Source organism: Mesorhizobium sp. CNPSo 4688, assembly GCF_057784295.1.
The window spans coordinates 1-15,691 of sequence record NZ_JBWLUY010000009.1 but is presented as its reverse complement, the minus strand read 5'-3'; the positions used below and the strand labels follow the sequence as shown (position 1 = coordinate 15,691).

At 61.4% G+C, this 15,691-nt stretch carries 10 protein-coding genes; 8 read left to right on the top strand and 2 right to left on the bottom strand.

The features are described from left to right. Positions 1 to 88 precede the first annotated feature (88 nt). Both doeA and doeB read left to right on the top strand, forming a co-directional pair. Positions 89 to 1,267: an ectoine hydrolase DoeA gene (gene doeA, locus AC04SH_RS18115; protein ID WP_488576054.1), complete on the top strand. Its 1,179-nt coding sequence runs from the start codon at positions 89 to 91 to the stop codon at positions 1,265 to 1,267. Continuing rightward, complete coding sequence (doeB, locus tag AC04SH_RS18110; RefSeq protein WP_488576053.1) at positions 1,264 to 2,268, top strand: N(2)-acetyl-L-2,4-diaminobutanoate deacetylase DoeB; 1,005 nt, start codon at positions 1,264 to 1,266, stop codon at positions 2,266 to 2,268. The genes doeA and doeB overlap by 4 nt, the downstream gene beginning before the upstream one ends. Before the next feature lie 43 nt (positions 2,269 to 2,311). Here the strand turns inward: doeB and AC04SH_RS18105 are convergent, their stop codons facing one another. Further along, entirely contained in the window at positions 2,312 to 3,439 is a 1,128-nt protein-coding gene (locus AC04SH_RS18105) for a serine hydrolase domain-containing protein (RefSeq protein ID WP_488576052.1), read from the bottom strand. Between the two features lie 849 nt (positions 3,440 to 4,288). Between AC04SH_RS18105 and AC04SH_RS18100 the strand changes: the two genes are divergently transcribed. From AC04SH_RS18100 to AC04SH_RS18080, 5 genes are all read left to right on the top strand, one after another. After that, a complete protein-coding gene (locus tag AC04SH_RS18100; protein WP_488576051.1) occupies positions 4,289 to 6,373 on the top strand; it encodes a mechanosensitive ion channel family protein in 2,085 nt (694 codons plus the stop codon). Positions 6,374 to 6,667: 294 nt separating this feature from the next. Next, positions 6,668 to 8,116 (top strand): TolC family outer membrane protein, encoded by a 1,449-nt coding sequence (locus tag AC04SH_RS18095; protein ID WP_477238934.1) that lies wholly within the window; start codon positions 6,668 to 6,670, stop codon positions 8,114 to 8,116. 37 nt (positions 8,117 to 8,153) lie between these two features. Further along, on the top strand, positions 8,154 to 10,286 hold the full coding sequence (locus AC04SH_RS18090) for a type I secretion system permease/ATPase (RefSeq protein ID WP_488576050.1): 2,133 nt from the start codon (positions 8,154 to 8,156) through the stop codon (positions 10,284 to 10,286). A 46-nt stretch (positions 10,287 to 10,332) separates the two neighbouring features. Continuing rightward, positions 10,333 to 11,622 carry an HlyD family type I secretion periplasmic adaptor subunit gene (locus AC04SH_RS18085; protein ID WP_477238936.1) on the top strand — a complete coding sequence of 430 codons (1,290 nt, stop codon included), beginning with the start codon at positions 10,333 to 10,335 and terminating at the stop codon, positions 11,620 to 11,622. After that, complete coding sequence (locus AC04SH_RS18080) at positions 11,612 to 12,253, top strand: ribbon-helix-helix domain-containing protein (protein ID WP_477238938.1); 642 nt, start codon at positions 11,612 to 11,614, stop codon at positions 12,251 to 12,253. Before AC04SH_RS18085 ends, AC04SH_RS18080 begins: the two co-directional genes overlap by 11 nt. Positions 12,254 to 12,280: 27 nt before the next feature. On the opposite strand, the gene AC04SH_RS18075 is transcribed toward AC04SH_RS18080, so the two are convergent. Beyond that, a complete protein-coding gene (locus AC04SH_RS18075; RefSeq protein WP_488576049.1) occupies positions 12,281 to 13,225 on the bottom strand; it encodes a transglutaminase-like cysteine peptidase in 945 nt (314 codons plus the stop codon). A 325-nt stretch (positions 13,226 to 13,550) separates the two neighbouring features. Between AC04SH_RS18075 and AC04SH_RS18070 the strand changes: the two genes are divergently transcribed. Further along, the coding region (locus AC04SH_RS18070) for an Ig-like domain-containing protein (protein ID WP_488576048.1) at positions 13,551 to 15,691 on the top strand (2,141 nt) is incomplete at its 3' end.

Sequence of the window (15,691 nt, the reverse complement as noted above, 5' to 3'; positions counted from 1 at the left end):
GAAAAGATCACGCTCAAACAAGAACGACGAGCCTGTTTCAACAAAGTTGAAACAGGCTCCAGGCCCAACAAACGAGGACCCAAGAACAATGCAACCGAACCTGAAATTCTCGCGCGGCGAATTTGCGGAACGCCTCGCCAAGACGCGGCAATCCATGGAGGCGAAGGGCGTCGACCTCCTGATCGTCAGCGACCCCTCCAACATGGCCTGGCTGACCGGCTATGACGGCTGGTCGTTCTATGTGCACCAGGCGGTCATCGTGCCGCCGTCGGGGGAGCCGGTCTGGTACGGCCGCGGCCAGGACGCCAACGGCGCCAAGCGCACGGCCTATCTCGCCCATGACAACATCGTCGGCTACGCCGACCACTATGTGCAGTCGACCGAGCGCCACCCTATGGATTTTTTGTCCGGCGTGCTTGCCGATCGCGGCTGGGGCAAGCTCACCATCGGCGTCGAGATGGACAATTACTGGTTCTCGGCCGCCGCCTTCGCTTCGCTGCAGAAACACCTGCCCAATGCCCGCTTTGTCGATGCCACAGCTTTGGTCAACTGGCAGCGCGCGGTGAAGAGCGCGACCGAGATTGATTATATGCGCAAGGCGGCCCGCATCGTCGAAGCCATGCACCAGCGCATTGTCGACAAGATCGAGGTCGGCATGCGCAAATGCGACCTTGTCGCCGAGATCTATGATGCCGGCACGCGCGGCGTCGATGGCATCGGCGGCGATTATCCGGCGATCGTGCCGCTGCTGCCGTCGGGCGCCGACGCTTCGGCACCGCATCTGACCTGGGACGACAAGCCGATGAAGTCCGGGGAAGGCACCTTCTTCGAGATCGCCGGCTGCTACAACCGCTATCACTGCCCGCTGTCGCGCACCGTCTTTCTGGGCAAGCCGACGCAGGAATTTCTCGACGCCGAAAAGGCGACGCTGGAAGGCATGGAGGCGGGGCTTGCAGCGGCCAAACCCGGCAACACCTGCGAGAACATCGCCAACGCCTTCTTCGCCGTGTTGAAGAAATACGGAATCGTCAAGGACAACCGCACCGGTTATCCGATCGGCCTGTCCTATCCGCCGGATTGGGGCGAGCGAACCATGAGCCTGCGCCCTGGCGACCGCACAGAGCTCAAGCCCGGCATGACCTTCCATTTCATGACCGGCCTGTGGCTGGAGACGATGGGGCTGGAGATCACCGAATCAATCCTGATCACCGAAACCGGTGTAGAGTGCCTGGCCAATGTGCCGCGCAAACTGGTGGTGAAGAATTGAAGACGACGTCCCGCCCATCCCCGATCGCCCCGACCGTCGATTTCGACAAGGATGGCGTGCAACATGGTTTCCTGCGCTTGCCCTACAGTCGCGACGACTCCGCGTGGGGCTCGGTGATGATCCCGATCTGCGTCATCCGCAGCGGCAAGGGGCCGACTGCCCTGCTCACCGGCGGCAATCATGGTGACGAGTATGAGGGGCCGCTGGCGCTCTACGACCTCGCCCGCACGCTCGATCCCAAACAGGTCAGCGGCACTGTGATCATCGTGCCGGCGATGAACTATCCGGCCTTTCGCGCCGGTACCCGCACCTCGCCGATCGACAAAGGCAATATGAACCGCAGCTTTCCTGGCCGCCCTGACGGCACGGTGACCGAGAAGATCGCCGACTATTTTCAACGCGAATTGCTGCCGCGTGCCGACCTCGTCTTCGACTTCCACTCCGGCGGCAGGACGCTCGACTTCGTGCCTTTCTGCGCCGCGCACACTTTGCCCGACAAGGCACAGGAGCAGAAAGCCTTTGACGCGGTCGCGGCCTTCTCGGCGCCGTTCTCGATGCGCATGATCGAGATCGACTCCGTCGGCATGTACGACACGGCAGCCGAGGAGATGGGCAAGGTCTTCGTCAGCACCGAGCTTGGCGGCGGCGGCACCTCGCGTGCGCAAACGGTGCGGATCGCGCGGCGCGGCATCAGCAATGTGCTGCGTCATGCCGGCATTGTTGAGGGTGCCGTCGAGATAGGCACGACCCAGTGGCTCGACATGCCGTCGGGCGATTGCTTCTCCTTCGCCGAGGACGACGGCATGATCGAAACCATGGTCGATCTCGGCGAGCCTGTGAAAGAAGGCGCGGTGCTGGCGCGCATCCATTCCACCGGCCGCACCGGCATCGCGCCGCAGGAAATCAGGGCAAAAATGTCCGGCATGCTGGCGGCGCGGCATTTTCCAGGCCTGGTCAAAGCCGGTGACTGTGCAGCGGTGGTTGGCGCTCTGGTCTCGTGATGTTCGGAGTCAGCGAAATCGATGACCAGCGTGTGTGCTTACATTAGAGCGCGTCGTAGACGGCGTCGATCACAACCTTGCGGCGCGGGTCCATGTCGTCGAAACCGAGCATACGGTTGGTAACGTAGCCGAACCCGACACCGGCGATGGGATCGGCAAAGCCGATGGCGCCACCCCAGCCGCTGTGGCCGAACGTTTGCGGTGACGCGCGGCTGGCGTAGGTGGGATCCTCCATCTGATAACCGGCGGCAAAGGCTGTCGGCAACGCGAAGCTGTCGTCCATGCCGCGAATGCGAGGTCTTGCTGCTTCTTCGACCGCGGTAGGGCCGATCAGAGGCTTGCCCTCCCAAACGCCGCCGGCCGCCATCATGCCGTAGATGCGTGCCAGTGCGTGTGCCGTCGACTGGCCATTGCCGCCCGGCACCTCGGCGGCGCGCCAGGCGCGATCGTTGGGCGCCGTTGCCCGGGGTGTCGGATTGTCGCCTGCGTGGGGAAAGGGCGAGGCGCGGACAAACTCGACCCAGTCGGAAGCCTTTGGACCTTCAATCATCTCTGCGACCCTGGGATCCTCGCTGGCCGGCAGACCGACGTGAAAATCAGCGCCAAGCGGGCCTGCGATCTCTTCCGCGATGAAGCGGCCCATGCTTCGCCCATCGACACGGCGCAGCACTTCGCCCGCAAGGTGGCCGTAGGCAAGCGCGTGATAGACGCAGCGGCTGCCCGGCTCCCACAGGGGTGACATGGCGGCAAGGGCATCGACAAAAGGCGTCCACGCCAACAGTCCTGCCTCGTCCATCGGTACGGCGAGACCGTTCAGCCCGGCCTGATGCGACATCATCTGATCGAGCGTGATGCGCTCCTTGCCGCCGGCCGCGAATTCGGGCCAATAGCGCGCAACGGGGGCGGCATAATCGAGCTTGCCGCGCTCCACCAGCATGGCGATGGCCAAGGCGACAACGCCCTTGGTGCAAGACCAGACATTGACCAGCGTGTCTTCCCGCCACGGACGGCTGCGTGCAGCATCCGCATGACCGCCCCACAAATCAACGACGGTCCTGCCGTGGACCACGACCGACACGCCGCCGCCATGCTCCAGCCCTTGCGCGAAACTCGTGGCAAACGCGTCGCGCACACCGGCAAAGCGTGGATCGCAGGTACCATCTATGTTCATGCGCGACTTCTCATTCGGTTCCCCAACGCGATGCAGTTTCAGTGGCTGCCCCTGGATTGGCAACCAAGCTCTGGGGACCAGCACAGAGACATGGTGCCGCAGTCAGTCCCGAGGGCAGTGGCGTGCCGCCCCAATAGGGCGTGCCTGCATAATAACGATTTGCCGCCGTGTTCCTGACGCGAAGCGCGATTGCAACCTCCCCCCGCGAGACAGGCAGAGCGAAGCGCGCTTCTCCCGCGATATGCCGACCTATAAATGCGCCGTCGAGCCAAAGCTCCACCGTTTCATGCAGGCCCGGCAGCAATTGCCGCGCTGTAAAGCCCTTCCGACATAAGGGACAGACATAAGGCTTATGTCGAAAACAACGGGGAATGGCGATGGACATCCCAAAGCGTCTGGGGCCACTTTTACCAATAAAATCAACTGCTATTGTGGGCCCGCAAGACGCGGCGGCGCGTCCCTGCCGCCAGTGCATGAAGCAAAGGCCATGATGACAGCCTTGCCGGTCGCCAGGTGCCCTGCCCAACGGACTAGCCAAGAACGATGAGACTTGCACCACAACATCGGCTTGTTCAAGGTAGGTGCAACGACGGACCTAGCTGTCTTTGCTCGCCGATTTGACCGGAAGGTTACCGCACGATGCCACTCATGAATCGACGATTGGGAGCCAAGACTCTGGCGCGCCCGGCACGACGTCTCGGAGATCTGACTGCGATGCTTGTCCTGATTGCAAGACCGCTCGTCTTTGGGATTGCGCTCTTGTTGGCTGGTCAGGCACAGGCGCAGGCGCCGGCAACCGTCCCGCCTGAAAGGGTCAAGCAGCTGTTCGAGCTTCTCGACGATCCGTCGGTGAAGGCCTGGGTGGCCGAACAACGAAATCAGGACGCAGGATCAACGCCTGCCGAGACGGGAGCTTCGCCGGCCGACGGATCGTCCGACGCCGTGGCCCCACCCGGCCAGATGAATACGATGGCATCCTCGACGCTCGATCGGATCAGGCATCATATCGAAAGGATCGTGCGGACTGTGCCTCTGCTGCCAGGCCAGTTCGCGCGCGTTCGGGCAGAGACCATGCAGGACATGTCCAGCAAGGGGCCTGTCAGCGTATTGATCCTGACGGTGATGTTCATCGCGGCCGGCCTGGCGCTCACTTGGGCAACGTACAAAGTCACCCGTCCATTTCGTCTTTGGGTTATCGCGCAACCGAAGGATACGCCCGTCGGGCGAGCCAAGAAGATTGGTGGTCGCGCGCTTTATTCCAGCATGCTGATCGTCTCGTTCGCATTGGGCAGTGCCGGCGCGTTCATGCTGTTCGACTGGCCAATGCTTATCCGCGAGATTGTGCTGACATTTCTGATGGCGGCAGTCGTCACATGGGGTGTACGCCTGTACGTCATGGCCACGCTCGTCCCGTCCTTCATGGAGGTCGAGAACGCCGTCGAGGTTCGTGCTTTGCCGATCACCAACGAGACGGCTGACCACTGGGCCTATTGGTTACCCCGGATCGTTGGGGTCTTCGCCTTCTTCGGCGCCGCATTTATCCTCTTGCCGGGTCTCGGCATCGATCAGGACGGAATGATGGTCCTGTCACTGGGCGCCGATTTCGTGTTGCTGGTGCTCTTGCTGCTTGCCATTTGGCGTCGGCCAAGAACGCAGCGAGACGGTGTGCGCCATGGCGGTCACACGGAAACGACATGGCTATTGACTGCGTATTTCGTCGCTCTGTTCCTGCAGCGCATCGCCGGCCTTTATACGTACTTCTGGTTTACTTTCGCGGCATTCTTCCTGCCTTTGGCAATCGTGCTGACGCAGCGCGGGGTCAATTTCGTCCTGCGGCCGGGTTCGGAAGACGCCGGCCGGCCCACGGTCCCGGCGGTGACGATCGCCGTCATCGATCGCGCAATCCGGATGATTTTCATCCTGGCGGCGGCCTACTTTCTCGCGCGCGTCTGGGGTCTGAACATGCAATCCATGCGCGACAGCGATTCGACGACGACGTTCATATTGCGCGGCTTGATCAATGTCGTGGTCATTGCGCTTGCAGCCGATTTCGGCTGGTCGATCATAAAGGCTTTGATCGAACGAAAACTGGGCATCGAAGCACCGCACCCTGTGATCAACGAGGAGGAAGCCCCGATCCTCGATCCACAGCAGGCGCGGCTGCACACGCTGTTGCCGATCCTCCAGAACATTCTGCTCGCATCGATCATCGTGATGGCGGTGCTTATGATGCTCGCCTCGCTGGGTATCCAGATCGGCCCGCTGATCGCCGGCGCCGGCGTCGTCGGCGTCGCGGTGGGCTTTGGAGCACAAACCATCGTCAAGGATATCATTTCGGGTGTGTTTTTTCTGCTCGATGATGCGTTTCGTGTCGGCGAATACATTTCCTCGGGCAATTACAAGGGTACCGTGGAAAGCTTTTCGCTGCGATCAGTGAAGCTGCGCCACCATCGTGGTCCGCTGTTCACGATACCTTTCGGTGAACTCGGGGCAGTCCAGAACCAGAGCCGTGACTGGGTTATCGACAAGTTCAATATCACCGTCGGCTACGACACCGATATCGACTTCGCCCGCAAGCTGATCAAGCGAATCGGCCTCGAACTGGCGGAAGACCCCGAATTCAAGAACTGGGTGCTCGACCCGATCAAGATGCAGGGCGTGCAGGAGTTCGGCGAGTACGGCATCGTATTGAGGGTCAAGGCCATGACCAGACCCGGAGGCGCTTTCGCCATGAAACGCAAATTCTATGTGCGCCTGCGCCAGGTCTTCAAGGAGCAGGGCATCGAACTGCCATTTCCGACGGTCCACGTCCAAGGGCTGCAGAACACGCATGAGACAGAGAATGCGCCGTTGGAGATCACACCCGAGTTGCAGATGGCCGTCGCGCAGTCGCACACCAATCGGCGCAGAAAAAAAGCTGGCACAACGGAGTAGGAAAGCTGGGCTCCTCGGTCACAGGGTGGGCCTTCCACCTGGGCGCCGTCAGCTCCAGGGTCGCAGACCATGGAAATAGGCGCACGTGGCCGGCAGCGCTTAACCGGAGGGCGGCCGGGCATTCTTTGTGCTATTTTTGCTACATTGCGTAAATTTGTGGCTTGAATCCAGCGTTTTAGTGTCCACTAAATTGTAAGTTTGTAGACAATTGTGCTTGGGTCGTAGCGCGTAGACAATTATGCTTGGGTCGTAGCGCTTGGAATAACGTGCAGGGGGAATGTTGGGGTGGGTAAAATGAATTCGACAACTATGTCGGCCATATGCAAGCGCCTTGGCCTGCTGACGACGGTTGCCATATTGAGCTGCGGGAATGCCCACGCGCTCACTCTTAAAGAGGCGATGGCGGTCGCGGTGGAGTCCAATCCCGAGATTGGCCAGGCAATCGAAAATCGCGAAGCAATCGAATTCGAACTTCGCCAGGCGAAGGGGCTTTATCTTCCCAGCGTTGACCTGGAAGCGTCGGCGGGGGCTCGCCGCCTCGACAATCCGGACAGGCGCGCGCTTTCCATCGACAATGACGCACTCTATCCAGCTGAAACCGACCTCACAGTTACGCAGACGCTCTACGACAGCGGTGCAAGGCGCGCCGAACTAAACCGCCAGGCCTCCCGCGTCGATGGCGCCTCGTTCCGGGTTCTGGAACGGTCCGAATTCATCGGTCTTTCGGTTGTCCAGGATTACCTCGAAGCCATGTTGCAGGCCTCGATCGTTGTCGAAGCAAAAAAGAACCTCGGATTCCATCAGGGAATTCTCGGCGACATCCGGCAAGGCATTGCCGGCGGCGCGCTGAACGAGGCCGACCGTCAGCAGGCTGAGGAGCGGCTGTTCGCCGCCAAGGCTCGTGTGCAGGAAGCCACCGAGGAACTAGAGGCAGCAAAGATCCGGTTCTTCAAGACTGTCGGAAAGCCGCTGACCAGCGCCTCGAGGCCGGGCGATGTGTCCGCCGCGCTGCCGAGATCGCTTGACGAAGCAATCGGGCTGGCACGACAGAACAATCCGCGCGTGCATATGGCCAACAGCGATATCGACGCGGCGGCTTCCCTCGTGGATGCTGCACGGGCAAAATTCGGGCCGTCGATCACCGCCGAAGGTATCGCCCGGGCAGGATCCGACATCGATGGCAGTGACGGCGGCACGAGTGACCTTCAGGCAAGGGTCGTGCTGCGCTGGAACCTTTATCGCGGCGGCATCGACAAGGCCAATGAGCAGGAGCAAATCCGCCGCACCAGCGAGCAGCGCCTTGTCCTGCACCAAGTCCTGCGCGAGATCGAGGAAGCCGTCCGTACGTCATGGGATCGACGCTTCCGGCAGGCCGACCTGGCCAAGACGCTGAAGCTTCAGGCAGCCGCCAGCGAAAAGTTGGTGGGGTCCTATCGCGAGCAGTTCAAGGTCGGACAGCGCTCGCTGCTCGACGTGCTTGACGCACAGAACACCCGGTTCAACACAGCGACGCTTGCCGACACCGCGTCCTACGCGTCGCTTTTCGCCCAGTACCGGCTGCTGGCGGCAACCGGACAGTTGCTGAACACCATGGGCCTTCATCCGGCCAAACAGGCAACCGCCTACGCCAAGGCCGAGTTCAATGCGCCTGAAACGGCCGACACCGAAACCTATGCACGCACGCCGTCGGAGCAAAAGAACGATCTGCCTTTTGACATCCTCGCGCCGGTAAGGAAAAAGTAGGAAGGCCAAGGTCGAACGATAGTCCTGCGGGCGGATCGTGAACCCACAACCTAAAATCCTGTCCCCAAAGGAGGCCTTCAAGGCCTGCTTTTCGGCTGTTGCCGGCTACCTGGGCAGGCCGAGTGCCGAGACCGTGCTGTTTGCCGGCGTGCCGCTGTCGGATACCCAGATCGATATCGACGCCATTCGGCATCTTGCCGAACGCGTCGGCCTTGAAATCACGGCGTTCAGCCATCGCGATTTTCTTCGCGGACGCATCGACCTCCCCGCCATCCTGTTTCGCGTTAGCCAGTTGCCGGTTGCGCTGCTTGCCGAGACAGAGGACGGTGGATTTACGACCGCTGCCCAGGAGGACGGTCGCACAATCATCAGCAAATCCGAACTTGCCGGAAGCTACATAAGCGGCGGTGTTTCCTTCTCGATAACCTATGCCAACGCGGTCGAGGGGATGAGCGTCGGTTCGGCGGCCAAGATTGAGCGGCGACATTGGTTGACCGGAACGATGGGGCCATTCTGGCGCACCTATTCGAAGGTCATCCTGTCGGCGGTATTCATCAATCTGTTGGCCCTTGCCTCGCCGATCTTCACCATGAATGTCTACGACAGGATCTTGCCGAACAAGGCGATATCGACGCTTTGGGTGCTGTCGATCGGGATCGGCGCGGTCATTCTGTTCGACCTGCTCTTGAAGACCGCCAGAGCGTCGCTGATCGACTATGCAGGGCGCAAGGCCGATCTTCGCATCTCCTACATGCTGTTCGAGAAGGTGCTGAACTCGTCCCTGTCGGCGCGGCCCGGCTCAACCGGCGAATATGCAAATCGGGTGACGCAGTACGAGTTCGTACGCGAATTTTTCACGTCGAACACCGTCAGCGTCTTCATCGACACCGCATTCGTCTTCGTCTTTCTTCTTGTCATCTATGCGATAGGCGGCTGGCTGGTCATCATACCGGCCATTGCCTTTGTCGCCTCCGTGATCGTCGGGCTGATCACGCAACGGCGTATCGGCAAACGCGTTGCCGCCTCCATGAACGAGGCTTCGCAACGCCAGGCCCTGCTGGTTGAATCCATCTCCACGCTTGAGACCATCAAGTCGTTGCGGGCAGAGGCGTATCTTCTGCGAAAATGGGCAGAGCATTCCAAGAACGCATCAAACACCTCCGAGAAAATCAAGCAGCTTTCGGCTGCCGCCGGCAACATAACGCAGGCCATTCAGCAGCTGGTGACCGTCGCCCTGATCGTGGCCGGCGCTTATGCTTTTTCGGAAGGGCATGTCTCCACCGGCGCCATCATCGGCACCGTCATGCTGGCGGGCCGGGCGGTGGCTCCGCTTGGCCAGATCGCTATCACCTTGTCCAGACTTCGTCAGGCAATGCTCTCCTTGCGAATTGTCAATTCGATCATGGCGCAGCCGGAGGATCGGCCGGACACGGTTGGTTTCGTCAACCGCCCCATTCGCAATGGCGCGATGGCGTTCAGGAATGTCGGTTTCGTCTATCCGGGTTCCGAAAACGAAGTTCTGACCGGCGTGAACTTCTCGGTGAAGCCTGGTGAGCGGATCGGCATCATCGGCCGCATTGGCTCGGGAAAGACGACCATGGGGCGGCTGATTGGCAGGCTCTTCCTGCCGACCTCCGGCGAGCTGCTGCTGGACGGCATCGACATCCGCCAATACCATCCGTCGGAGGTTCGCGCCGCGGTCGGTATCGTCGCGCAAGCCAACGATCTGTTTTCGGGCACCATCAAGGAAAATCTCCTGATGGCGTGTCCGGAGGCGACCGATGAACAGATCGTCGAAGCGGCCAAGGCTGCCGGCGTCGACGATTTCGTCTCCCGCCATCCGCGCGGCTACGACATGAATGTCGGCGAGCGCGGCACCAATCTCTCGGGCGGCCAGAGGCAGACAATGGCAATTGCCCGCCTGTTGCTGACCAAACCGAAAATCGTCTTCCTGGACGAGCCGTCCGGCTCGATGGATCTGGCTTCCGAGCGCCAGTTGATCAAGCAGCTCAAGGTGGCCTTCGATCGCAGCACGACGCTGATCGTTTCGACGCACCGCTTCAGCATGCTAGAGTTGGCCGACCGCCTGATTGTCATCGAGCAGGGCAAGATCGTTGCCGATGGACCGAAAGACCAAGTGATACAGGCGCTGCAGAGAACGAGCGCCTGACAGAAACAGACTTGTTGAGTGCATTCAATATGTTGGGGCATGAGAAATGCTTGCCAGGGAAGACCGCCCGCCGCTTTTTGCGTCAGCGTCGATATTCATCATCGGAGCGCTTTTTGCGAGTTCGGTCGCCTGGGCGTCCTTTGCCGAGGTCGATGAAATCGCACGCGGCGACGGCAAGATCATACCCGCGTCGAAGACCCAGATCATCCAGGCCAGCGAGCCCGGCGTTGTTCAGGAAATCGCTGTGAAGATCGGGCAGATCGTCAAGAAGAACGACCTCATCATTCGCCTCGACAACACCTTCAACACCTCAAGCCTTGGCGAGCAGCAGGCCAAGGCGCGGGCGCTGCAGACGCGCATTGCACGGCTCAAATTCGAACAGACCGGCAATCTCGAAGGCGCATTTCCCTGCCCGTCCGAGATCCAGAAGGTCGCGCCGGAAATCTGCGACAACGAGCAGAAGCTGCTCATCGCGCGCCGCGACAACTTCGAAGTCAAGCTATCGGTTCTCAAGTCGCGCCTCGATCAGCGCGAGAAGGAACTGGATGAGGCCAACGCCAATGCCGATCGCCTCACCAAGAATCTGGCCGTCAGCGACCAGGAGGCGACGCTGGTCGAAGCGATGGTCAAGAAAGGCCTGATGGCGCGAACCGAGCAACTCCGCGTCGAGCGCGAGCAGACCGAGCTCAATGGTCAGCTGGCACTCGCCGGAGAAACCATCAAGAAAGCCAAGTCGGCCATCACGGAAGCCCAGCTTCAGGTCGATGAACTCGGCCTGCAGCTGCAACAGGAAGCGCTCAGCGATCTGACACAGGCGCTCGCCGACCTCTCGGTGGTGGATGAGACGATCCGCGGCGCCACCGACAAGGTGGCGCGCACCGACATACGGTCGCCTGTCGACGGTATCGTCAACACGCTCGACATCAACACGGTCGGCGCCTTCGTCCAGCCCGGCGCAGTCGTCGCGGGTATCGTGCCGACCTCCGAGACCCTGCTGGTCGAAGCGCGGGTTTCACCGCGAGACGTCGCCTTCATCCGGCCGGGGCAGGATGCCCTGATCAAGGTGACTGCCTATGACTTCTCGATCTTCGGCGGCATCGAAGGCAAGGTCTCGAACATCACCGCCGACAGCCTGGTCGACCAGAAGACCGGCGAACCCTATTATCAGGTTCGCGTCGCCACCGACAAATCGACGCTGACACGCGACGGCAAGACATATTCCATCATCCCCGGCATGATCTGTTCGGTCGACATCAAGACCGGACGCAAGACGATCCTCACCTACCTGATGAAGCCGATCAACAAAGCGCGCGAGGAGGCGATGAGTGAGCGGTAGCGCGATCTCCTCTCCTGCCGATCGCGACCGGCTGCTGCCACCGCTGGCGGCAGAGGATTTCGGACTGGAGTTCCGGGTCGTGGCACGTGGCGGCACGCGCCGCGGCATTCGTCTGGAGAGGGCGTTCTGGACCTCGCTGAAGCAAATGGCCGAAAACCGGAAATGCACGATCGGCATGCTGATCGAAGAGATCGCCGAGAGCCACGCCAACACCGGAAACCTGACATCGGCAATCCGCGTAGCCTGCATGCGTGGACTGGCCGACGAGAACCTGACCTTACAGAGGCTGGCGTCGATCAAGACCATCAACGCCATTCTGGTCGCGTGTCCCTCGCCGGCCTTTGCCCTGTCATCGTCGAAGAAGATCCTGACCTTCAATGCGCCGTTCCAGCAACTGGTGCGTCGTCAATTACCGGTGGCGCCGAACGAGGACACGCGCCACGACCTCAAGCTGGCGCTGGACCTCAATGTCGCCGACATATTCGCCAGGCTCGAGGCCAATGGCGAGACGCCGGTTGCCACCGGTTTCGTCATCGGCGCCGGTGACCGCCGCTACCGGGGTCAACTGAACGCGGTGCGGGCGCCGGTGGTCGAGCCGGAACTGCTGATGGCGTTCGTCTTCGGCGGCTAGGGCGCCCAAGACACCCTGACGGCATACTTACTGTTGCAGACCTTCGCCCGGCGCGACCGTCGAAAGGCCGCCCTTGAAATCGGCGATTTGCGCAGAGCCGGTCTTTGCGCCATGGATCCATGCGCGGTCGGTGCTGAACGAATACAGCGGCACGTAGCTCGGCAGGTCGCTGTCGCGCGAAACGACATTGCTCAGACTGTCGAGAATGAAGACGCCGCTGCCGGTGCTGACCGACAGCACGGCATGGAAGAAACCGCGCTTGCGATCCTGCAAGACAACCAGCGACATGCTCTGAGCCGGGATGCCCGCATGCAGCAGCGCGGCCATCTTGAGGATGGCGAAATCCTCGCAGTCCCCTGCCCGGCGCTCGAGGATTTCCGAGGGCTTGGCCCAGTAGTCGAGCTTGCCGTAAACCACGCTGTCCTTCTTGTAGGCGATCGCGCGATTTATACTTGAGTTGACGAAGGACAGCTTGTCGAGGAAGCGCTTGTCCCGGGCTGCCTCGACGATCCCGGCAAAGGTGCTGTTCTTGCGCTCGCATGCACTGCCCGCGGTGCACTCGACAATTGCCTTGTAGACAGGCGCCCAGCGCGCCGAGACCGGGAAATTGCGCATCGACAGGGCAACCGAACCGAACACGCCGGGAATGATAGTTGCCGTCTGGATCGGGTCGATCCCTGCGTCGTCCTGTGCGATCGAAGGATCGCGCTTTTCATTAATGGCAACAGGACCATAGCTGCCGAAAATCATGCCGACCCTGTAGGCTGAAACAGGCTGCCAAGGTTGCTGTCGAGCCAGCGAAACGCCGCCGAGACTGGGTGGGGTTTCGACCGCCGCCAGCATTCCAGCGACAGCGCTGGCATCCGCGGCAACGGCGCTCGCGGATGATGGCTGCGGCAGGCTTGCGATGCCCATCGCCAGCAGGAGCAGCTTGAGCCCGGTTATCCCCGGGGCGGATTTTTCTTTTTTCATAACGCCCACCTTTGACTGTGGACGCTACCAATCTTGTCTCAACTTACTGGAAAGGAAGGTGGATAAGTTTCTGGCAAATCGGAACATCTATTTTGCATAAAACTTTATTCAATTTTATACTGTTGTTTACCAACCCATCCCGACTGGCGGATATCAAACGGGGCCACGGCCCCTGCCAATGTATACCAGGTTATATGTTTGGTGTTTACCACGTAGAAAAAATGCCGAGACAGTTATACCAGAATATATGAAAGTGATTGCAGGATAGTTGCAAAGCAGAGGCCGTCACTGTCTCTTGCCGGGAAATGCCGGAGGGGTTTTGGCTATGACGAACAGTAACGAATTGGACACCGTCTCGAATTCCTGGGACGAGCACTCTGCCTCTGAACGTGGCGGCTCGCCGTCGCAGGCAGGGACGCAGATTGCGCAAGCCGCCGAGGGGGCGCCTGCCGAGCCCGTACCGGTCGATGTCGGCAGCGGCGCGCCCGTCAAACAAGATGCGCCTGCGGAGGCGAAGGCCCCGGCGGCAGCTGCGCCCCACGAATACGTGGCCGACGCCAGCAACGTGGTAAAGCTTCCGGCCGACGTCTCGATCGATAACATCAAGGTCGACGGCCACAACCTCGTGCTCGAACAGGCTGATGGCTCGGTCATCGTGATCAAGGATGGCGCCTTGAACGTGCCGACGTTCATCATTGGCGACGTCGAGGTACCGCGCGTTGCCCTGATCGCCGCGCTCGAGGCCAGCCACGTCGATGTCGCCTTTGGCGCCGACGGCTCTATCTCGGCCGGTCCAGGCGGTTCGAACTCAAGTGCAGGCGGAGACTTTTCGGTTCCCCCCGGCGGCATCGGCGACGGATTCGGTCTTTCGGCGCTGTTGCCCCCGACAGACCTGGCGTTCGGCCAGCCGGATAACCGCGAGTTGTTTCCGAGCCTGCGGCCGGATTCCACACCCTCGATCATCGACCTGACGCCTTCCGTCGACGGCGGCGACACCATCGTCAATGAAAAGGGCCTGCCGGCAAGCTCGGGGTCGGAAGGCTCGGGCGAGGCGCAAGATTCTTCGCCCAACACCGACCAGTCGGAGATCAACACCGGCACCTTCACCATCACCTCGCCCGACGGTGTCGGCTCGCTGACCATCGCCGGCCAGGTGATTTCGGGCGCGGCCCTTGCCAACAGCGCATCGACGCCGATCGACATAACCACGCCGCTCGGCAACACGCTGACCGTCAACGGCTACGACGCCAGCACAGGTCAGGTGAGCTACAGCTACACGCTCGTCCATAGCGCGACTCACCCCGACGCGGGAATCGATTCCATCTTCGACAACATGACGGTGACGGTCACCGACACCGACGGAGACGTCTCCCTTCCGGGCACGCTGTCCGTCCAGATCGTCGACGATGTGCCAACAGCGGTTGCCGATACCGATGCGGTGGCGGCGGGCTCGTTCGGGCCGGTCGGCGGCAATGTAATCGACGGCAGCGGGTCCGACGGCAATGCGGCGGGCACCGACACCCAGGGCGCCGATGGCGCGGCGGTGGTCGGCGTTGCGGCGGGCAACACCAATGCCGATGTCGACGACGCGGCCACGCTTGGCACGCAGATCCAGGGCGCCTACGGCAAGCTGACGCTGGCCGCCGACGGCACCTACAGCTATGTTCGCGATGCCGGCACGCCCGGCGGCGTCAACGACGTCTTCACCTACACCATCAAGGACGGCGACGGCGACACCTCGCACACCACGCTGACCATCTCGATCGGCGATGGAACGCCGACCGTATCGATCCCGGTAGCGGGCGGCGCCGACACGACGGTCTATGAGGCTGGCCTGCCGGCGCGCGCCGGCGAGCCTTCGGGTTCGAACGAGCCTGCGACCTCGGAGACGACCTCGGGTACGATCGGCTTCACGTCGCCGGACGGCCTGACGACAGTGTCGCTGGGCGGCCATGTACTGACCGGTGTCCCGACGGCGTTCGCCGACGGGACGACAGGCACGCTGACGGCAAGCTATGTCTACAATCCGGCGACCGGCCTCGGCACGATCAGCTACTCCTACACGCTCATCGACAACACGCTGACCGATCCGTCGAGCACCAGCTTCGCGGTGGTGGTGACCGACGCCGACGGCGATCCGGCGCCGGCCGGCAATCTGGTCATCAACATCATCGACGACGTGCCGACAGCGGTTGCCGATACGGACAGCATTGCAGCCGACCAGTTTGGTCCCGCGACGGGCAATGTGCTTGTCGGCGGTACTGACGCGGTCGACGCGAACACCACGGATGGCGTTACCGACACCCAGGGCGCCGACGGCGCTGCCGTGGTTGGCGTTGCGGCGGGCAACACCAATGCCGATGTCGACGACGCGGCCACGCTTGGCACGCAGATCCAGGGCGCCTACGGCAAGCTGACGCTGGCCGCCGACGGCACCTACAGCTATGTTCGCGATGCCGGCACGCC